The sequence below is a fragment of the Streptomyces sp. PH10-H1 genome (assembly GCF_030063355.1).
Classification (GTDB): domain Bacteria; phylum Actinomycetota; class Actinomycetes; order Streptomycetales; family Streptomycetaceae; genus Actinacidiphila.
Genome location: NZ_JASISZ010000002.1, coordinates 245,587 through 265,616, shown reverse-complemented (window position 1 = coordinate 265,616; position 20,030 = coordinate 245,587). Strand labels below are relative to the sequence as shown.

Here is a 20,030-nt window from a genome sequence, read left to right as displayed (position 1 = left end):
TCAGCCCTGAAGCGGGCCCAAACGTACGGCAGCCCGCTCGCTACGGCGCGAAGGAGCCGGGACGATTGGGCAGACGCCGTGGTGGCGAAATGCGGCCCAGCACCTCCCACAGCGGCTGGGAACCCGCGGCCCACTGGGCGAGCTTGTGCCGGTCGACCAGGTGAATGCCGTGCGTTTTGCCCCAGGCCACCGCGTTCGCGGTGAACCGGCCGTTGGTGATCACCACCGCGAACTGGGCGCCGTGGACGGGCCCCGCCGTTCCCTTGACCTGCTGCAGCACCGGGGTTCCCGTGGCCGATCCGCGCATCCCATCACGCCGGTGTTTGGCCTGAATTGCCCAGACACGGCCGTCGGCGTCCACCGCGCGGACGTCGCAGGCGTCGTCTCCGGCCCCGCCCATCTGCTCGGCCTTGAAACCGTCCCGGCGCATCAGGTCGCGTATGGCGGTCTCGAACTGGCGGTGGTGGAGGCTGTCGAGTTCATCCAGTTGCATCCGCAGCCCCCGGGCCCGAGCTTCTGCCCACTTGGCCCGGTCCAGGCGCTTTTGAAGCCAGAGGGCGAAGAGGAACAGGGCAACGGCCAGGGCCAGGCCGAGCACCCACGCGTGCTCGAACAGCCACTGGCCCACCCACAGGCAGGCCAGGAAGAACACGATCCCTCCGCCGACGACCGACGCGGGCTCGAACCCCCACCACAAGGCCGTCTTGTGACGCCTGCGCCGCACAGGCCGGCGCCTCCTGGCTACCGCACTCCCCCTGCGCGGCGGCCGGCCGGTCACCGCATGCCTCCCTCGCGGGGAACCACCGGCGCCGAGGGCAGCGGCTTCACATGGGAGTTGCCCATCTCACCGCTGAATTTGATGCCGCCCTGTGAAGCACCCCAGACCAGGATCACCACGATCCCTAAGATCGTCAGCTGCCGTCCCGAACCCGGAGCCGACCGTGAATGGGCCTGGACCTTCGTGCCGTCTTGCTTTTCGTAACCGCTGACCGCAACCACATACGCCCCCAAGGCAGTTGACGTCCACGTGTCAATCAACCATCACACCACGCGACACTGACACTCCGCCCGGTAGTTGCCCGCAAAGGATCTCCGGCCCGGCACGGGGCACGCAAATCCTCCCTCCCCGCCGCACGGCCGACCGACGTTCACCTGCGGCGTCGGCTGCCGTCATCCAGTTGCTTGCCGCCCTGTCGTCCATGGTGACGAAGGCCCGCCGACCACTCGTCCCTGATCCTCCTCGTTCTGGCCGCCGTGATGCCTCGCCCGCCGCACAAGCCGCCTTCTCCCTTTCACCACACTGCTGGCGGCCGCCCTCGCGCTGGCCGGGTGCCACCTGGGCCTTCGTCGCGGTGCGCTGGTCTGGTTCGCATCGAGGTTCGAGGAGAGGCAACCTGCGATGACAGCGACACCCAGTGCCCGGCGCGATCGGACCCTCAACGAGCGGGTGCGGGCCCGGGCGGGTAGGAGTAGGAGTGTGGCCGATACCTTCGCGGGCCCCTGTGGGCCCGCCTGATCGAGGAGGTGGCTTCCCGTGACGGAGGCGACCAGCGCAGCCAAGAGCGAACCTCACGCCTCTGGCGCGACGACCTTGCAGGGAAAGACCGGAGCGGACGCGGCTGCGGCGACCCGGGGCAGGACAACCATCGCGGACGGCGTGGTGGAGAAGATCGCGGGGATGGCGGCGCGGGAGGTGCCAGGTGTCCACGCTCTGGGCGGTGGCTTCGCCCGCACCATGGGCGCGGTGCGCGGCATGGTCCCCGGCGCACGCGCGGGCGTCACCCAGGGGGTCAAGGTCGAGGTCGGCGAGATCCAGACCGCCATCGACCTCGCGGTCGTCGTGGAATACGGGGTCGCCATCGCCGATCTCGCGGCAGAGGTCCGCGAGAACGTCATCGCAGCAGTCGAACGGATGACGGGTCTGGAAGTCGTCGAGGTGAACATCGCCGTCAACGACGTTCATCTGCCCGACGAAGACGAGGACGAGACGGCGACCGAAGGACGCGTGCAGTAGTCAGCCGTCCCCTCCACCAGGGGACATACCATTCCGGTCGAACCGGAACCTCCCGATGCGTGTCGCGCGCCGGTTATCACCCCGTTCCGGGCTGGACATGATCCGGCGCCTTGATCTGGACCTCGCCGCCGTCACGGCGCACGCCCCGCGCGGTGCGCAGGGCGGGGCTGCCCCGGCCGGGAGCTGAAAACGTTGGGGTGGCTGGGATCGGGCCGCCACGCACGGATGACCACCGGCCTGTTGAGGGCTGGCGGCCATCCGTGGGGCACGAAGCTGACCGGGGGATCGTGCGCTGCCTCGACGGGGGGGGTGGCGAGGCAGGCGTCGCTTCGTACCGTGCGTGTTTTCTACACCCGCTGCAACGTCCCCGCACCTTCTTGCTCGCCTTCCACCCTCCCTGACGGGGTCGGGTGCCGGTCACTTGTGGCCGGGACGCTTCCACCGGTGGGGGTGGCGGGCGTGTTGAGCGTGGTGGCGGTGAGAGCGCAGCGCTTTGGGGGTGAAGAGGTGTTCTTCGTACCGGCCCAGGGCGAGGAGCAGGCCGAGGAGGATGACGGGCAGCAGCACGACGATCAGGGCCGGACCGGGGCCCGCCAGGGCCACTGTCAGGCCGGCACCCTGGCCGGAACGTGGGCGGCGGCCAGAACCTGGGACAGCGGCAGGGCCAGCGCGGCGGCGAGTTCGGCCAGTTCTGGCCCGGTGGGGTGGACGGGCCCGCCGGCACCGTCCTGGGCGAACGCGCGAATACGCGGGGTACGGATGCCGGTGCGGTCGGCGACCGCCTGCGCATTCAGGTGCCGGGTGCGCATGGCGGCCTGCAGCAGTTCTCCCAAAGCGTCCATCTTCTACCCCTGCCCCCCACCGGCGCCCCCATGCCCTCATGGGACGCGACACCTACGGGAAGCGGCGTGGCGGCTGGCCGGTGGCCGGTGGCCGGGCTGCTCACTACGCTGCGCTGGCCGGCAGTCCCGCTACCGCCCGCCCGGCCACCGTGCTCGCCGGCGCCGGGGCTGCCGCACCCACGCACGGCCGTTCCACCGGCTGCCGGGGGCGGATGGCCGTCCGCCACTGGCTCTCATCCCTCCCGCGGCGGTCCCGCTCGGCCAGAACGCTCAGGCCGACCCCATGGTGCTTCGCCGACGCCCGTAACAACAGGATCCGGCGCGGTGGTGCCGAGGAGTCGCATCAGGGGCACGCGGAGTCCTTGCCTGAGAGTATGTATTCAGTCGCTGACAGCGAAGAATGCGGGCCCAGGCTGGTGGGGACGGGCTTTGCCGGGCAGGCTGAGGAGTGCACCGGCTTCGGGCACCCGGCCACGCGAAAGGGGAACCCCGGGAATGATCCAGAGCGCGGATATCCGTGAGTGGCGCACCCACGACGTCGTCGACGCAGGCGGCCACAAGATCGGCACGCTGGAGGCCGTCTACGTGGACACCAGCACCGACGAGCCTGCCATGGCCACCATCCAGGTCGGGCTGCCCACCCGGCGTCACCTGGTCTTCGTCCCGCTGAACGGCGCGATCGTCGGGCCCGGCTACGTCAAGGTCGACTACGACCGGTCGCTGGTGAAGAAGTGCCCGCCGATCGGCACGGACGATGTCCTGCCCGCCGAGGACGAGGCGGCGGTCTTCGCGCACTACGGCCTGCCCTACCAGCCCGGTGCGAACGGTGAGCGGCAGCTCGCCCGCCGCTGACCGGCCGCAAAGGAGGTGCCTTACGTCATGACGCTCTTCCTGAGCCTGGTCATCGTGGCGATGGTGCTGGGCATCATCGGCGCTGTCGCCGAAGGCCTGTTCTACCTACTGATCATCGGCATCGTGGTGTTCGTCGCGGCGCTGGTGTACCTGGTCCTGCACATCCGGCGCTCCGGGCGGCATCACCGCACGCTGCGCTGACGCTCTCGTTGGAGAAGCTCTTCGGTTACAGCGGCTGCGGGCGGCCGAAGAGCAGGTCGTAGCCCACGGGGAGCTGGAGCAGGATCCGCCTCGTCAGGTCTTCGCCCGCGGTGTCGGCCACGACGCTTAGCACGCGCTGACGTCCCCAGGTCGCGGTCTTCTCGGTGGCACCTTCGATCCAGGCCGCTGCCGCCCGTATGAACCGCTCGGGCGGGAGAGGTTCGTTCGTGTGACTGGAGGGGGTTGAGCAGGACCAGGGCCAGCATTTCGGGGAGCCGGGCGGCCAGCTCGTTGAGATCCGCCGTCCACATCTCCGATCCGGCCACCGTGCCCCGGACCTGCATCCGCGAATCCGCGAGGACAACGCTGTGACCTTGAGGTTCTCAACCATCCCCCACCCCGCAGATGCACCCTGCACATGGGTGGGACCCAGAATGAAGCGACCGGCCGGGCGGCTGCCTGCGGAAATGCTCCCCACAGGCGGGAGCCTGTACGCACAGTTGGCGTGAAGTCATTCCGCGCCCGTGAAGATCGGTGAACCGCTCTGTGGCTGCCCCGGGCGGCAGGTAGCGTCGGAACCCGCCGAGAGCACTGCGACAGCTTCGTCGCCATGGAGGGGGAGAACCGGTGGTCGAGCGGATCTGGCTGGATGTTCCGTACGCGGAGAAGGATCAGGCCAAGCAGGCAGGGGCCCGGTGGGACCCGGCCGCCAAGCGCTGGTACGCGCCCCGCAACGGTATGACGATGCTGGAGCCGTGGGCGGCAGCCCCGGACGTGGCCGACCTGCTGCCCGGCGAGGACCGCACGCTGGGCAACGGGCTGTTTGTCGATCTCGTGCCCTCTAGCTGCTGGTTCACCAACGTCCGCTCCTGCGTGACCCCTCGGGACTGGGAACGGCTCCGCCGGATGATTACTCGCCGGGCCGGGATGCGGTGTGAGGCATGCGGCGCTGGCGAGGACCGGCAGGCCCAGCGGTGGCTGGAGGCACACGAGCGGTGGCTGTACGACGACGCGGCCCGCGTGCAGTCACTGAAGCGGCTTATCTGTCTGTGCACCGACTGCCACACCGTCACCCACTACGGATACGCCCAGATCCGTGGCCTGGAGTCCAAGGCATTCGCGCATCTGACAAAGGTCACAAAGATGGACGGCGTGACGGCCCGCCGCCATATCGACGCCGCGTTCGCATTGTGGCGGCGCCGCTCGACCATCACCTGGAAGCTGAACCTGAGCATCCTCACCGACGCCGGGGTCACCCTGAAGCGGCCTCCCAGCGCGGAGAAGCGTTCCGGGGTCGCCGCGGCGACGCTCGCTGCTGAACGCGGCGTCCCTCGCACAGCTCCCGGCCGTGTGGACGCGGGGGAGATCGTGGCGCGGATCGCCGTCGAACGCGGCATCGCCCTGCCCACCCCCTCTACCAGGAGTCCCCGGTCAATGCCTCCGGCGGCTGCGCCGGCCCGTACGCCGGTGGTGCCAGGCCCGCGCGCGGAATCGCCCTCGCTGCTGCGGCGGATCTTTCGCCGCAGTCGCTGACCGGGCCGCTCGGCTGCTACTGGCCGGGGGCTGCGGGGCTTCGCCGCAGGCCACGGTACGTTCCAGTGCTTCGTACTCGGGTGAGGCGCCTGTGGGGTTAACCCGTCTCCTACCAGGGAGCCGAGGTAGCCAGGCGCATTACGCTCCACATCGTGCCCACCTCTGTACGACCGCTGGAGCGGCCCCGCCGGATGGCGCTCGTACCGCTGCCCGTCCCAGGCGAGTCATTCAGCAGCTGGATGGACGCTGTCGCCCTCGAGAACCTCTGCTGGCGGTCCACGCTTCTCGCGAAGTACTGGCGCCTGCGGGCGGTCCCCTATGCCGGAGGCTGGGAGCCCGGCTCCAGCACAGACCTCGCCCATATCAGCATCGCCACCGGCATCACCGAGGATGACCTCGCCGCGATGCTGCTCAATCGCTACTTCGAGGCCGGCTTCCCCGCCCTCCCCGTCAATGACCCGTGGACCGATGGCGCCCGCGATTTCATAGGGACGGAATTTCGCCTCACGCACCATTCACGCTGGTGCCCGCACTGCATCCGCGAGAACGGCGGCCGCTGGATGCTGCGCTGGCGGCTGGCCTGGTCGTACGCATGCCCGATCCACGAAGTCTTCCTCGCCTTCCGCTGCCCCTCATGCCGAAGCCCCCAGGACACCCGCACCGGCCCTCCCAGCAGGCGTCTTACCTGCTCTATTCCCTTGGATGCAAGACGCAGCACACGCCCCTGCGGACAGCCCCTCACGGACATCCCAGTCATACCCGTCACCGACAGGCGACTTCTCCAGCTCCAAGCATGGATCGACCACGGCCTGGGGGACGGCCCCCGGCCCACCACTGGCCCATCGGCGCAGGCGTTGTTCGCCTTCCCCGTCACGGTCTCCGTGGCGCTACAGCTCCGCACGCCGGAAATGTTCACAACGGCAGACCCCGCCATCGCTGCCGCCACCGCAGACCCATCACGCCTGTACAACGACCTGGCCAAGTTTCACGGAAGCACAGAGATGGCCCACCCGCTGCTGATCGCTGGAGCAATCGGTCTGGCCGACCACCTCACCCGAGGACAGGACCGGCGCGAAGCGGCTGCGACGTTCGCCGACCTCGCACACGCAGAACTGGAAGCTCGCACGTCAAAGTGGTCACCCTACGAACCGCTGCCCGTGCCAGGACGCCTCACGCGGTACATCTACCCGGCCGTCTTCGCGACCCTGGTCGACCGCGGAGTCATCCAGGACAGCAGCGGCTACTAACGCTTGCTCGCCCGGAACTGAAGCCGGGGAAGCCTGACTTCCCTCGGGCCGCTGAAGTACTGCACGAGACGCTGAACCAACCGCTGAAATCTTGAGTGAGATGCTGAAGCACTCAGCGATGTCCGACAACCGCCCTCATGCCCGGTGTTCAGCGCGGCGAGCAGATCGGTGACCTCCGGTCCGCGGACCTCACCAACCACCAGCCGGTCCGGTCGCATCCGCAGCGCCTGCCGCACCAGATCCCGCAGTTCCACCAGACCGGCGCCCTCCTGGTTGGCCGGTCGTGTCTCCAGGCGTACGACATGCGGGTGGTCGGGCCGCAGTTCCGCGGAGTCCTCAGCGAGCACGATGCGCATACGCGGTTCGACAAGCCCCAGCAGACAGCTGAGCAGCGTGGTCTTGCCTGAGCCGGTGCCACCGCTGATCATGAACGAGAGCCGGGCGTCCAGGACGGCTCGCAGCAGCCGGGCGGTCTCGGCGTCCATGGTGCCCGCGGCGATGAGTTCGTCCAGACCGAAGGCCCGGGCCCGCACGACGCGCAGCGACAGGCACGGCGAGCCGACGACGACGGGCGGCAGCACGGCATGCAGCCGGGTGCCGTCCGGGAGCCTGGCGTCGACCCATGGCCGGGCGTCGTCCAGCCTTCGGCCGGCGGTCGTCGCGAGCCGCTGGGCGAGCCGGCGCACGGCGGCGGTGTCCTTGAAGCCGACATCACTGCGCTCCAGCCCGCCGCCCCGGTCGACCCACACCTCGGCCGGCCCGTTGACGAGCACATCGGTGACGTCCGGGTCGGCGAGCAGGGGTTCCAGCGGTCCGGCACCGACCATCTCGGACCGCAGCGCGGTGACGACGCCGAGCACTTCGGTGTCGCCCAGCAGCCGCCCTTCCGCGCGCAGCGCGGCCGCCACCCGGCTGGGCGTCGGATCCCCGCTGTACTCCGCGAGGCGCAGCCTGACGGCGTCCAGGAGCGCCGCTCGTGGTTCCGGTCGGTCCGCGCTCATACCGGCACGCCCCCGCCGCTGGGCAGGGCCTGGGCCAGGAACGCGGAGCAGAAGCGGGCCAGCGGCCCACGGCCGCTCGCGCCGGGTGGCCGTCCGCCGTCCTGGGCATCCAGCAGCCCTGGTTCCGGCGGGAGTTCGCCGGCCAGCCGCAGGCCGATGAGTCTGGCGATCTCCTCGTCGCCGAGTCCGGAGGCGAACGGCCCCCGGGCGACCACTCGCAGGTCCTTGAGGACCATGCTGACCGCCGCCGCGACCCGGGTGGCCGCGGCCACCGCACGCAACTCGGCCGGAACGACGAGGAGTCCCACGTCGATCTGGGCCAGTGATTCCGCGACCGACTCATCGACCCGGCGGGGCAGGTCCACGACGACGACCCCGCCCCGCCGCCGGGCCGCGCCCAGCACGGACCGCATGGCCTGCGGCGGGATGACGACCGAATCGCTGCGGTCCCAGCTGAGGACACTGAGCGCGTCCAGCCGCGGCAGCGACTCCTCCAGCGCACCGCTGTTGACGCGCCCGCGGGAGTCGGCGAGGTCGGGCCAGCGCAGTCCGCCGGTGCGCTCCGCGCCGAGCAGGATGTCGAGGCCTCCGCCGAGCGGATCGCCGTCAATGAGCATCGCGCGCCGGCCGTCGCGGGCCGCGGTGACCGCGAGGGCGCAGGCCAGGGTGCTGGCCCCGGCACCGCCGCGGCCGCCCACCACGCCGATGGTCAGGGCGGGTTCTGTGACTCCCTCGGCCACATCGGCGATCCGGTCTACCAGCCAGGTCTCGGCGTCGGGCAGGAAGAGCACATGGTCGGCGCCGATGTCGACGGCCCTGCGCCACACGTCCTGGTCGTCCAGATCCCGGCCGACGAGCAGCACGCCCTTGCGCCGGACGGCGCCTCGTACCCGGGTGGTGTCGTCGGTGCCGACGAGGACCAACGGTGCGGATTCCCAGCTGCCCGCTCGCGGCGGGGCTCCGAAAGCCACTTCGGGTTCCGCGCCGGCCGCGGCGCACAGCCGCAGCAGATCGTCGAGCAGCGCCTCGTCCTGAGTGACGATCAGCGGTCCGCCCGGTTCATCGGCGGCTGCCGGCCTCCGGTCGGGTGTGATGGATTCAGCCACGGCCCTGTCCCCCTCGTTCGTCCCGCGTGCACGGTGTGCATCGCCTGCGAACAGAGTCCGGCCGTCGGGGGATTTCTGATGATCTTGGTCGGATTCCGTGGATAACCCGGCAGTTGTGGATAACTCCGCCACCCACATGGGTGACTTCTCCACCGGAGCGCAACGATTACGGAACGTGACACGTCGTAGTCATCACAAGAGGAAGGAGAGATACCGGGAAGTCGCTCCGGAAAGACATCCGGACATGCGACGACCCCCGCCGGGGGGGAGAGCGGGGGTCGTCCCCACAGTCCGACTCGGGGGGGGAGGAGCCAGACCGGGTTAGCACGGTCGCGAACGATCCGTGACTTCCATGGTGTACCCGAGAGCCTTCTCAGGCAAACCCACGCGCCTCAGCTTACGCCGAATGGTGGTTGCTTATGCTCGTGCTCGTGGAAAACCACCTGTCTCCGCGCACCGCAGCATTCTTCGACCTCGACAAGACCGTGATCGCCAAGTCGAGCACCCTGGCCTTCAGCAGATCCTTCTACCAAGGCGGCCTGATCAATCGCCGGGCCGTGCTGCGCACCGCCTACGCCCAGTTCGTGTACCTCGTGGGCGGAGCCGACCACGACCAGATGGAGGGGATGCGCAAGTACCTCTCCGAACTGTGCCGCGGCTGGAACGTTCAGCAGGTCAGGGAGATCGTGGCCGAGACGCTGCACGACCTCATCGACCCGATCATCTATGACGAGGCCGCGTCCCTCATCGAGGAGCATCACGCCGCCGGCCGGGACGTCGTCATCGTGAGCGCCTCGGGAGCCGAGGTCGTCGAGCCGATCGGCCGGATGCTCGGCGCCGACCATGTGATCGCCACCCAAATGGTCGCCGAGGGCGGCTGCTACACGGGCGAGATCGAGCACTACGTCTACGGCCCGGCCAAGGCGGAGGCGATCATCGGGCTCGCCACGTCCGAGGGGTACGACCTGGAACGGTCGTTCGCGTACAGCGATTCGGTGACCGACATCCCCATGCTCGAGGTCGTTGGTCATCCGTACGCGGTCAATCCGGACCGGGGGCTGCGCCGGGAGGCGACCAGCAGGGAATGGCCGGTCCTCACCTTCAACCGGCCGGTACGGCTCAATCAGCGGATCCCGACGCTGTCGATGCCGCCGCGCCCGGTGCTCGCCGCCGCGGCCGTGGGAGCGGCGGCCGCCACCGCCGGACTCGTCTGGTACGCCGCCCGCAGACGACGCCCATCGCTTTTGTCCTGATTGAATATTAAATGTAAAGAACTGTGGCCTGGGGTTCCACTTCGGCCGCATCAGCGGTAGAAAGGAATCAGGCCCGCGAGACCACGGACGTTCCGAGAGGAAGACCGTAGAGAATCTGGCCACACGGACCCAGCATGGAAGTCGGGCACCCACGCGCAGCCGACCCGCTAACCGGGCCAGCCGCACCAGGTGACGGGCAAAGTCCCCGACCTGATCGGCAAAAATCGAGCACGCATGGTAACGCGACGGACATGCCAGCGGCGGCACCCTAGGGTGCCGCCGCAACCCTTTCAGAGCTCAGACTTCGACCTTTCAGGCTTCAGGCCTTTCAGGGCTCAGACGTCAGGCCGCGCCGCGCTGCAGCGCCTCACACACCGCGACGCTCTCGCGTACGCCGAGTTCCAGCGCCTTCCCACAGTGCCCGATCCAGGACGCCATGCCTTCCGGCGTCCCGGACGCGTAACCCTCCAGCGCCTTGAGGTAGTCGGCCCGCCCGAGTTCGGCGTGTCCCACCTCGGCGGGACAGATCGACTTGGGGTCCAGACCGCTGCCCACCAGCACGATGCGCTCCGCGGCGCGCGCGACCGGCCCGTTGAAGGAGCCGAACGGCCGCAGTGACAGCAGTTCGCCGTGCACCACCGCGCCGACGACGAGCGCGGGCGCCGCGCTCCCCGCGCGCAACAGCCCCACCAGGCCGTCCAGCCGGGCGGCGACCTCTCCCGACTCCGGAAGCGGGAGTTCCACCAGCGGCTCGACGACCGGTTCGCCGGCCAGCCGCGGCCGGCCGACCGTGTCCGCCGGGGCGCCACCGCCCGCCGCCACCAGGTGCAGCCGGGCCAGCGCCTGCACCGGCGACTGCCGCCACACGCTGAGCAGCTGGCCTGCCTCGGCGGTCAGCCGCAGCGCGGCGCCCACCGTGCGGGCCTCGTCGTCCGCGGAGAAGTCGCTGCGGCGGCGCATCTCCTCCAGCGGCCAGTCGGCCCCGGCCAGCGCGGCGGAACCGCGCGCGCCGCGCAGCGCCGCCTCCGACGTCACCTCGTCGGAACGGCGGCGCATCACCCGGTGGCCGTAGACCTTGTCCACGGACTGCCGTACGGAGTCCACGGCCTCGGCCACGCCGGGCAAAGAACCGAGGATGGCGAGCGGATCAGCGTTCGTACCCATGAGTACGACCCTACGCACCGCACAACGGCCCCATAGACCCCGATCGAGTGGCCTTCCCCACTCCAAACCGTCACTGCACGTAGAGATCCGACTACCCTTGGCGAACATGAAGATCGCTTTCGTTGGAAAGGGCGGCAGCGGCAAGACCACGCTGTCCTCCCTGTTCATCCGCCACCTCGCGGACATCCGTGTCCCCGTCGTCGCCGTCGATGCCGACATCAACCAGCACCTGGGCCCGGCCCTCGGCCTGAGCGAGGAGGAGGCCGCCGCGTTCCCCGCGATGGGCGCCCACCTGCCGGAGATCAAGGGGTATCTGCGGGGCACCAACCCCCGGATCGGCTCCGCCGAGACCATGATCAAGACAACGCCGCCGGGCAGCGGCTCGCGCCTGCTGCGGGTGGTCGAGGACAACCCCGTCTACGCCGCCTGCTCCCGGACCGTCCCCCTGGACGACGGCGCCGCCGTTCAGCTGATGGCGACCGGCCCGTTCAACGAGTCCGACCTCGGCGTCGCCTGCTACCACTCCAAGGTCGGAGCGGTGGAGCTGTGCCTGAACCATCTGGCCGACGGCCGCGACGAATACGTCGTGGTGGACATGACGGCCGGCAGCGACTCCTTCGCCTCCGGGATGTTCACCCGTTTCGACATGACCTTCCTGGTCGCCGAGCCGACCCGCAAGGGCGTCGCCGTCTACCGCCAGTACAAGGAGTACGCCCGCGACTTCGGCGTCGCGCTGCGCGTCATCGGCAACAAGGTGCAGGGCCCCGACGACCTGGCGTTCCTGCGCGACGAGACCGGCGAGGACCTGCTGGCCACCGTCGGCCACTCCGACTGGGTGCGCGCGATGGAGAAGGGCCGCCCGCCCCGCTTCGAACTGCTGGAGGACACCAACCGCCGCACGCTGCGCACGATGCACGAGACGGCCGACGCCTCGTACGGGAACCGCGACTGGGAGCGCTACACGCGCCAGATGGTGCACTTCCATCTGAAGAACGCCGAGAGTTGGGGAAACGCGAAGACGGGCGCCGACCTGGCGTCCCAGGTCGACCCCGTCTTCGTCCTCGGCGAGGCCGGGTCGGTGACCGCCGCCGCTACCGCTACCGCTCTGACGTCGGGCTGATACCGCTACCGCTCTGACGTCGGGCTGAGCTCCGACGCGGACGCGGATACCGGCGCGGACGCGGATTCAGGAACTGACGTGGGCTCCGGAGCCGGCGCGAACGTGGGAGGCGCCGCCCGCCTGCCCTCGGGAGCCGTCGAAAGGAGGGCGGTCCAGCCCTCCTTCGGCGTCTGTCCCACGTCCAGCGTGCGCAACTTCGCCAGTACCGCCGGATCCTGCGCGTCCATCCAGTCCGACATCTGCTTGAACGACACGCAGCGCACGCCCTCCTTGCGGCACACCGCCCCGATGGTGGCCTCGACGGCCTTCATGTAGACGCCGCCGTTCCACGACTCGAAGTGATTGCCGATGAACATCGGCGCCCGGTTGCCGGTGTAGGCGCGGTCGAAGGCGGCGGCCAGGCCGTCCTGCATCTGCCGGCCCCAGGCCTCGCGCATCGACGGGTCGCCCTTGGTGGTGCCGGACTGGTTGGCCAGGAAATTGTAGTCCATGGACAGCGTCTCGAAGGCGCGGCCGGGCACCGGGATCTCCTGGAGCGGGAAGTCCCAGACGCCGTCGATCTGCGAGGGCCAGACCTGCCGCCCGCCGACCGAGCTGGCGTCGTAGCGGAATCCCATCTCCTTGGCGGCCGGGATCAGGTTCTTCTGGCCCTCCAGGCAGGGGGCGCGGCCGCCGACCAGTTCCTTGCCGTAGTCGAACGGCAGCGGGGCGAGCTTGGTGAGGCCGCTGTTCGTCTTCCAGTTCTTGACGAAGCCCTCGGCCTGCTCGATCTCGCTCTTCCACTCCTCGGACGACCAGGTGCCGACGCCGCCGTTCGGCCCGCAGAAGTGGCCGTTGAAGTGGGTGCCGATCTCGCTGCCGTCCTGCCACGCCAGCCGGAGCTGCTCCAGCGTGTCGGTCATCTCCGGCCGGTCGGTGAAGCCGATGTCGGAGGCCCCGCGCGGGTGCTTCGGCGGATCGTAGACGTCCTTGCGGTCGCCGGGCAGCAGGTAGACGCCGCTGAGGAAGTACGTCATGGCCGCGTTGTTCTCCTTGGCGACCGCACGGAAGTGCGAGAACAGCTTCTGGCTGTCCTCGCCCGCGCCGTCCCAGGAGAAGACGACGAACTGCGGAGGCTTCTCGCCCGGCTTGAGGCGCTCGAACTTCGGCTGGTTCGGCTGCTCCCCGGTCTCGGCGGTGGACCCGTCGCCGATCAGCGTGACCACCCGCGCCGGCGGCCGCTTCACCCCCGCGGCCGAGCCGCCCTGGGGGCCGCCTTGAGGGCCGCCACGGGAGCCGCTGCGCGGGCCGTTGCCACGGTCGCTGTTCTTCTCCACGCCGTCCGAACCACCCGAGCAGCCCACAGCGGCAAAAGCCAACGCGGTTACGGCAGCCAGGGCCGCGGTCTTCCGCACGGAATGCATACGAACCTCGATCCAAAGGGGGAGCAGGGAGATTTCAGCAAAAACTGACATGCTCCCGTCTTTTGGCCGTGCCGACCGGCCAAACCGCTCCGGGATTCACCCGATAGGAGCAAATCACCGCCCGAGTGGATCTACGGACTTCACGGGAACGTATATCCGCATTACTCTCCTTTTACTGACGCTTGAGCGTAGCCATACAGTTACGTACGGCTACCACGTCCCGCCGCCCTGAAGGAGACGGGAACCATGCAGACGCTTCACAGGTCCGACCTGTCCGCCTCGATCACTGTCTTTCTGATCGCCGTGCCGCTGTCGCTCGGTATCGCCCTGGCCACCGGCGCGCCACTCCAGTCCGGCCTCGTCGCCGCGGCCGTCGGCGGCATCGTCGCCGGATTGCTCGGCGGGGCCCCGTTGCAGGTCAGCGGGGCTGCCACCAGTCTCGTCGTCGTCACTGCCGAACTTGTACAGCGCTACGGCTGGCGCAGCACCTGCGCCATCACCGTGCTCGCCGGCCTCGCCCAGCTCGCCCTCAGCGCGCTGCGGGTGGCGCGGGCGGCGCTCGCCATCAGTCCCGCCATCGTGCACGGCATGCTCGCCGGCATCGGCGCCTCCATCGCCATCGGTCAGCTGCATGTCATCCTCGGCGGCAGCGCGCAGAGCTCCGCCCTCGCCAACGTCGGTGCGCTGCCGCACCAGTTGGCGGCCACCAGTCCGGCCACGCTGGGGATCGGCGCGCTCACCGCGGCCGTCCTCGTCAGCTGGCCACGGCTGCCCGGCAGGGGCAGAGCCGGGCGCGCGCTGCGGGCCGTCCCGGCGCCGCTGGCCGCCGTGGCCGCCGCCACGGCCGCGGGTCTCGCGCTGACCGTGCCGCGGGTCGATCTGCCGTCGTGGAGCGCCCCGTTGCTGCCCCGGCTGCCGGAAGGACCGGTGCTCGGCCTGCTCGCCGCGATCGTCACCGTCACGCTCGTCGCGAGCATGGAGTCGCTGCTGTCCGCGGTCGCGCTCGACAAACTGCAGGCCGAGCAGCCGGGCACGCGGGCCGGACCCGTCCGGCTCGACCGCGAACTGCTCGGCCAGGGCGCGTCGAACGTGGTGTCCGGGCTGCTCGGCGGACTGCCGGTGGCCGGCGGGGCGATCCGCGGCACCGCGAACATCCGGGCCGGCGCCGCGACGCGGTACGCCACGGTCCTGCACGGGGTGTGGGTGGTGCTGTGCGCGAGCCTGCTCGCCGGGGTGCTGGATCTGATCCCGCTGGCCGCCCTCGCCGTCCTGGTGCTGCTCGTCGGCGTGAAGATGGTGAGCTTCGCCCACATCAGGCATGTGCGGCGGCACCGGGAGTTCCCGGTGTACGCGGCCACCATCGGCGGGGTCGTCCTCCTCGGCGTCCTTCAGGGCGTGGTGGCCGGGATCGTGGTCGCGGTCATCACGTCGCTGCGCCGTCTCACCCGCACCCGGATCACCGTCTCGCAGGAGGCGGGCGGCTACCGGGTCCGGGCGCGCGGGCAGTTGACGTTCCTCGCGGTTCCCCGGCTGACCCGGGCGTTCGCGCTGGTCCCGGACGGGGCGCACGCCGTCGTCGAACTGGACGGCTCCTTCATGGACCATGCCGCGTACGAGGCGCTGCAGTCGTGGTGCAACCGGCACCGCGCCCGTGGCGGCTGGGCCATGCTCGGCGACCGCACCGGGCGTACGGTCAGCGAACCGGCGAGCGCCCACGCCTGCCGTCCCTGGACGCCGTGGCGCAATCACCACTGCACCCAGCCGAGCGCCGCCACCGTCACCGCTCCGGCCGGCAACCAGCTGCTCGGGGGTGTCAGCAACTTCCAGCGCAATACGGCACCCCTGGTGCGCGATGAGCTGGCGCGGCTGGCCCGGGAGGGTCAGCGGCCCACTCAGCTCTTCCTGACCTGCGCCGATTCCCGGCTGGTGACCAGCATGATCACCTCCAGCGGTCCCGGTGATCTCTTCACCGTCCGCAATATCGGCAACCTGATGCCGCCGCCCGGCTCTGACGGCTCCTGCGACTCGGTGGCCGCGGCCGTCGAGTACGCGGTGGACGTCCTGAAGGTCGGCAGCATCACGGTGTGCGGGCACTCCGGCTGCGGCGCGATGCAGGCGCTGCTCGGCAGCGACCATCCGCCCGGCGCGCAGACCCCGCTGGCGCGCTGGCTCCGGCACGGGCAGCCCAGCCTGGAGCGGCTGGCGCGCGGCGGACCGGGGCTGACGGACCGTGCGGTGACCGACGACCTGGAGCGCCTCAGCCTGGCCAACGTGGTCCAGCAGCTGGAGCACCTGCTGGCCCACCCGTGCGTGGCCCGCCGCTACGCGGAGGGGAAGCTCCAGCTCCAGGGCATGTACTTCCATGTCGCCGAGGCCCAGGCGTACGTACTGGACCACGCCACGGGCACGTTCTCCGCGGTTCACCCGGAGGTGCTGGACGCGGTATGACACCGGTGGTGCGGCGCGCCGCACCACCGCACTCGTCGCTGCTCACGCTACAGGTCTAAACCAATTATCCGGCGACCCTTGTCATCGCGCCCGCGGCCTGATGAGCTATGGCCGGGACATCTGGGACAGTCTGACAAGGAGTTGGCGTGAGCAGCAACGAGAGCCTGGCCAATCTGTTGAAGGAGGAGCGTCGTTTCGCTCCGCCGGCCGAGCTGGCCGCATCCGCCAACGTCACCGCGGATGCGTACGCACAGGCCGAGGCCGACCGCCCGGCCTTCTGGGCCGAGCAGGCGCGCCGCCTGAGCTGGGCCACCGAACCGACCGAGACCCTCGACTGGTCCAACCCGCCGTTCGCCAAGTGGTTCGCCGACGGCAAGCTCAACGTGGCGTACAACTGCGTCGACCGGCATGTCGAGGCAGGCAACGGCGACCGGGTCGCCATCCACTTCGAGGGCGAGCCCGGCGACAGCCGCGCCATCACCTACGCCGAGCTCAAGGACGAGGTCAGCCGGGCCGCCAACGCGCTCACCGAGCTGGGCGTACAGGCCGGCGACCGGGTCGCGGTCTATCTGCCGATGATTCCCGAGGCCGTGGTCGCGATGCTGGCCTGCGCCCGGATCGGCGCCGCCCACTCCGTGGTCTTCGGCGGCTTCTCGGCCGACGCCGTCGCCTCCCGCATCCAGGACGCCGACGCCAAGCTCGTCATCACCGCCGACGGCGGCTACCGGCGGGGCAAGCCCACCGCCCTCAAGCCCGCCATCGACGAGGCCGTCACCAAGTGCCCGCAGGTCGAGCACGTCCTGGTGGTCCGGCGCACGGGCCAGGACACCGCCTTCACCGAGGGCCGCGACGTGTGGTGGGACGACATCGTCACCCGCCAGTCCGCCGAGCACACCCCCCGGGCGTTCGACGCCGAGCACCCGCTCTTCATCCTCTACACGAGCGGTACGACAGGGAAGCCGAAGGGCATCCTGCACACCTCGGGCGGTTACCTCACCCAGACCGCCTACACCCACCACGCCGTCTTCGACCTCAAGCCGGAGACCGACGTCTACTGGTGCACGGCCGACATCGGCTGGGTGACCGGCCACTCGTACATCGTCTACGGACCGCTGGCCAACGGCGCCACCCAGGTGATCTACGAAGGCACCCCGGACACCCCGCACCAGGGCCGCTTCTGGGAGGTCATCCAGAAGTACGGCGTCACGATCCTCTACACGGCGCCCACCGCGATCCGCACCTTCATGAAGTGGGGCGACGACATCCCCGCGAAGTTCGACCTGTCCTCGCTGCGGGTGCTGGGCAGCGTCGGCGAGCCGATCAACCCCGAGGCGTGGATGTGGTACCGCGAGCACATCGGAGGCAACCGCTGCCCGATCGTGGACACCTGGTGGCAGACCGAGACCGGCGCGATGATGATCAGCCCGCTGCCGGGCGCCACCACCACCAAGCCGGGCTCCGCGCAGCGCGCCCTGCCGGGCATCGCCGCGACCGTCGTGGACGACGAGGCGCGCGAGGTGCCGAACGGCTCCGGCGGCTACCTGGTGCTGACCGAGCCGTGGCCGTCGATGCTCCGCACCATCTGGGGCGACGACCAGCGTTACATCGACACCTACTGGTCGCGGTTCGAGGGCCGCTACTTCGCGGGTGACGGCGCCAAGAAGGACGACGACGGCGACATCTGGCTGCTCGGCCGGGTCGACGACGTGATGCTGGTGTCCGGCCACAACATCTCGACCACCGAGGTCGAGTCGGCGCTCGTCTCGCACCCGAAGGTCGCCGAGTCCGCGGTCGTCGGCGCGACGGACGAGACCACCGGGCAGGCCATCGTCGCGTTCGTCATCCTGCGCGGCACCGCCTCGGACTCCGACACCCTGGTCGCCGAGCTGCGAGACCACGTCAGCAGGACGCTCGGCCCGATCGCCAAGCCGAAGCGGATCCTGATCGTCAGCGAGTTGCCGAAGACCCGTTCCGGCAAGATCATGCGCCGCCTGCTGCGGGATGTCGCGGAGAACCGCGAGCTGGGTGACGTCACCACGCTGACGGACTCCTCGGTGATGGACCTGATCCAGACGAACCTGCCGGGCGCGAGCAGCGAGGACTGAGACGGGCGGACCTCGACGAGACCGCGAACGGGGCTCCGAACGGATCTCCGAGCGGATCTCCCAGCGGGCCCCGAACGGTCTCCGTACGGCTCACAAGGGGCTCCCGGCGCCATGCCGGGGGTCCCTTTTGCCCGTATCGTGAAGATCGCCGGACGGCACAGCGCGCGAACCGATAAACTGGCCACCGCGTCAGGAACGCGACAGTACGACAGGTGCGCCGGGAAGTCTGGTCGGCAACGGAGTCAGCCATGTCCAGTGGTCGACCAACCGACCGGAGGTCAACCCCCCGTGACTGAGCCCCGCCGCCGTTCCGTCCTCCTCGGCCGGCTGTCCCTGCCCGAGCGGACCTTCGTCGCCGACGCGCTGCGCGCCGAGACCGTCGGCGGCGTCCTGCTGCTCATCGCCGCCGTCGTCGCGCTGATCTGGGCCAACACCCCGCTGCACGAGAGCTACGAGACGGTCAGGGAGTTCCACTTCGGCCCGGCCTCCCCGGGCCTGAACCTCTCCGTCCAGCACTGGGCGGCCGACGGACTGCTCGCCGTCTTCTTCTTCGTGGCCGGCATCGAGCTCAAGCGCGAGCTGGTCGCGGGCGAGCTGCGTACGCCGTCCGCCGCGGCGCTCCCGGTCATCGCGGCGGTCTGCGGCATGGCCGTGCCCGCCCTCGTCTACACCGTGGTCAACGCCGTCGGCGGCGGCGCGCTGAACGGCTGGGCGGTCCCGACCGCCACCGATATCGCGTTCGCGCTGGCCGTCCTCGCGGTCATCGGCACCTCGCTGCCGTCCGCACTGCGTGCCTTCCTGCTGACGCTGGCCGTCGTGGACGATCTCTTCGCGATCCTGATCATCGCGGTCTTCTTCACCTCGTCGATCGACTTCGTCGCGCTCGGCGCCGCGGCGCTGGGCCTGCTGGTCTTCTGGCTGCTGCTCCGCAAGGGGGTACGCGGCTGGTACATCTACGTACCGCTCGCCCTGGTCAACTGGGGGCTGATGTACAACAGCGGCGTGCACGCCACGATCGCGGGCGTCACCATGGGCCTGATGCTGCGCTGCCACCGCCGGGACGGCGAGCAGCACTCCCCCGGCGAGCACATCGAGCACCTCGTACGCCCCGTCTCGGCCGGCCTGGCGGTGCCGCTGTTCGCGCTCTTCTCCGCGGGTGTCGCCGTCTCCGGCGGGGCGCTCACCGACGTCTTCTCCCAGCCCGAGACGCTCGGTGTGGTTCTCGGTCTGGTGGCCGGCAAGGCGGTCGGCGTGTTCGGCGGCACGTGGATCGCCGCCCGCTTCACCAGGGCCGAGCTCAACCCCGACCTCAAATGGCCTGATGTGCTCGCCGTCGCCTCACTGGCCGGGATCGGCTTCACCGTGTCCCTGCTGATCGGCGAACTCGCCTTCACCGAGAACACGGTGCTGGCAGACGAGGTGAAGGCGGCCGTTCTGATCGGCTCCCTCATCGCGGCCGTGCTCTCGGGCATCCTGCTCAAGCTCCGCAACAACAAGTACCGCGTGATGTGTGAGGACGAGGAGCGCGACGAGGACGGGGACGGGATCCCGGACATCTACGAACAGGACAAGCCGGAGTACCACCTCAGGATGGCCGAGATCCTGGAGCGGAAGGCCGGGGAACACCGCAGGCTCGCCGAACTGGCCCGGGGCGGAAGCGCGCGCGGCGGGGACTGAGGCATGATCTGGTAGTAGCGGTCCCTACCATCTGGTAGCCCAACCCATCCGGTAGCCCGGGACG

The 20,030-nt window shown here is 69.9% G+C and carries 18 protein-coding genes and 1 pseudogene; 10 read left to right on the top strand and 9 right to left on the bottom strand.

Translation table 11 applies throughout. The features are described from left to right. Positions 1-40 precede the first annotated feature (40 nt). Positions 41-724 (bottom strand): restriction endonuclease, encoded by a 684-nt coding sequence (locus QMK24_RS02485; RefSeq protein ID WP_283463347.1) that lies wholly within the window; start codon positions 722-724, stop codon positions 41-43. A 50-nt stretch (positions 725-774) separates the two neighbouring features. Then, positions 775-897 carry a hypothetical protein gene (locus QMK24_RS02480; protein WP_283463346.1) on the bottom strand — a complete coding sequence of 41 codons (123 nt, stop codon included), beginning with the start codon at positions 895-897 and terminating at the stop codon, positions 775-777. A gap of 637 nt (positions 898-1,534) precedes the next feature. On the opposite strand from QMK24_RS02480, the gene QMK24_RS02475 reads away from it, so the two are divergent. After that, positions 1,535-2,014: an Asp23/Gls24 family envelope stress response protein gene (locus tag QMK24_RS02475; protein ID WP_283463345.1), complete on the top strand. Its 480-nt coding sequence runs from the start codon at positions 1,535-1,537 to the stop codon at positions 2,012-2,014. Between the two features lie 417 nt (positions 2,015-2,431). On the opposite strand, the gene QMK24_RS02470 is transcribed toward QMK24_RS02475, so the two are convergent. Both QMK24_RS02470 and QMK24_RS02465 read right to left on the bottom strand, forming a co-directional pair. Then, positions 2,432-2,617, bottom strand: a complete 186-nt coding sequence (locus QMK24_RS02470) for a hypothetical protein (RefSeq protein ID WP_283463344.1) — start codon at positions 2,615-2,617, stop codon at positions 2,432-2,434. 2 nt (positions 2,618-2,619) lie between these two features. Next, complete coding sequence (locus QMK24_RS02465; protein ID WP_283463343.1) at positions 2,620-2,856, bottom strand: XRE family transcriptional regulator; 237 nt, start codon at positions 2,854-2,856, stop codon at positions 2,620-2,622. 495 nt (positions 2,857-3,351) lie between these two features. Here QMK24_RS02465 and QMK24_RS02460 point away from each other — a divergent pair, with 495 nt between their 5' ends. After that, a complete protein-coding gene (locus tag QMK24_RS02460) occupies positions 3,352-3,708 on the top strand; it encodes a PRC-barrel domain-containing protein (protein WP_283463341.1) in 357 nt (118 codons plus the stop codon). 27 nt (positions 3,709-3,735) lie between these two features. Beyond that, complete coding sequence (locus QMK24_RS02455; protein WP_283463340.1) at positions 3,736-3,909, top strand: hypothetical protein; 174 nt, start codon at positions 3,736-3,738, stop codon at positions 3,907-3,909. Between the two features lie 25 nt (positions 3,910-3,934). Here the strand turns inward: QMK24_RS02455 and QMK24_RS02450 are convergent. After that, positions 3,935-4,199: pseudogene (locus QMK24_RS02450) on the bottom strand (DUF2267 domain-containing protein); the annotation flags it as partial. A gap of 337 nt (positions 4,200-4,536) precedes the next feature. Here QMK24_RS02450 and QMK24_RS02445 point away from each other — a divergent pair. Together QMK24_RS02445 and QMK24_RS02440 are read left to right on the top strand one after the other, a co-directional pair. After that, positions 4,537-5,442: a DUF5710 domain-containing protein gene (locus tag QMK24_RS02445; protein WP_283463339.1), complete on the top strand. Its 906-nt coding sequence runs from the start codon at positions 4,537-4,539 to the stop codon at positions 5,440-5,442. 152 nt (positions 5,443-5,594) lie between these two features. Then, positions 5,595-6,689, top strand: coding sequence for a TniQ family protein (locus QMK24_RS02440; RefSeq protein ID WP_283463338.1), 1,095 nt, complete (start codon positions 5,595-5,597; stop codon positions 6,687-6,689). Here the strand turns inward: QMK24_RS02440 and QMK24_RS02435 are convergent. Together QMK24_RS02435 and ssd are read right to left on the bottom strand one after the other, a co-directional pair. Further along, on the bottom strand, positions 6,686-7,690 hold the full coding sequence (locus tag QMK24_RS02435) for a TadA family conjugal transfer-associated ATPase (RefSeq protein ID WP_283463337.1): 1,005 nt from the start codon (positions 7,688-7,690) through the stop codon (positions 6,686-6,688). The genes QMK24_RS02440 and QMK24_RS02435 overlap by 4 nt on opposite strands. After that, positions 7,687-8,796 carry a septum site-determining protein Ssd gene (gene ssd / locus QMK24_RS02430; RefSeq protein WP_283463336.1) on the bottom strand — a complete coding sequence of 370 codons (1,110 nt, stop codon included), beginning with the start codon at positions 8,794-8,796 and terminating at the stop codon, positions 7,687-7,689. The genes QMK24_RS02435 and ssd overlap by 4 nt, the downstream gene beginning before the upstream one ends. Positions 8,797-9,215: 419 nt before the next feature. Here ssd and QMK24_RS02425 point away from each other — a divergent pair, with 419 nt between their 5' ends. After that, entirely contained in the window at positions 9,216-10,049 is an 834-nt protein-coding gene (locus QMK24_RS02425) for an HAD family hydrolase (protein ID WP_283463335.1), read from the top strand. A 342-nt stretch (positions 10,050-10,391) separates the two neighbouring features. On the opposite strand, the gene QMK24_RS02420 is transcribed toward QMK24_RS02425, so the two are convergent. Further along, positions 10,392-11,213, bottom strand: a complete 822-nt coding sequence (locus QMK24_RS02420; protein WP_283463334.1) for a Fic family protein — start codon at positions 11,211-11,213, stop codon at positions 10,392-10,394. 106 nt (positions 11,214-11,319) lie between these two features. On the opposite strand from QMK24_RS02420, the gene QMK24_RS02415 reads away from it, so the two are divergent. After that, a complete protein-coding gene (locus QMK24_RS02415; protein ID WP_283463333.1) occupies positions 11,320-12,333 on the top strand; it encodes an ATP-binding protein in 1,014 nt (337 codons plus the stop codon). Between the two features lie 5 nt (positions 12,334-12,338). Here QMK24_RS02415 and QMK24_RS02410 read toward each other — a convergent pair whose 3' ends face one another. Further along, a complete protein-coding gene (locus QMK24_RS02410; RefSeq protein ID WP_283463332.1) occupies positions 12,339-13,736 on the bottom strand; it encodes a polysaccharide deacetylase family protein in 1,398 nt (465 codons plus the stop codon). A 246-nt stretch (positions 13,737-13,982) separates the two neighbouring features. Between QMK24_RS02410 and QMK24_RS02405 the strand changes: the two genes are divergently transcribed. The 3 genes from QMK24_RS02405 to nhaA all read left to right on the top strand — a co-directional run bounded on the left by QMK24_RS02405 (position 13,983) and on the right by nhaA (position 19,966). After that, complete coding sequence (locus QMK24_RS02405; protein WP_283463331.1) at positions 13,983-16,184, top strand: SulP family inorganic anion transporter; 2,202 nt, start codon at positions 13,983-13,985, stop codon at positions 16,182-16,184. Between the two features lie 146 nt (positions 16,185-16,330). Then, entirely contained in the window at positions 16,331-18,289 is a 1,959-nt protein-coding gene (gene acs / locus QMK24_RS02400) for an acetate--CoA ligase (RefSeq protein WP_283463330.1), read from the top strand. Positions 18,290-18,577: 288 nt separating this feature from the next. After that, on the top strand, positions 18,578-19,966 hold the full coding sequence (gene nhaA, locus QMK24_RS02395; RefSeq protein ID WP_283463329.1) for a Na+/H+ antiporter NhaA: 1,389 nt from the start codon (positions 18,578-18,580) through the stop codon (positions 19,964-19,966). The last annotated feature ends 64 nt before the right edge of the window (positions 19,967-20,030 follow it).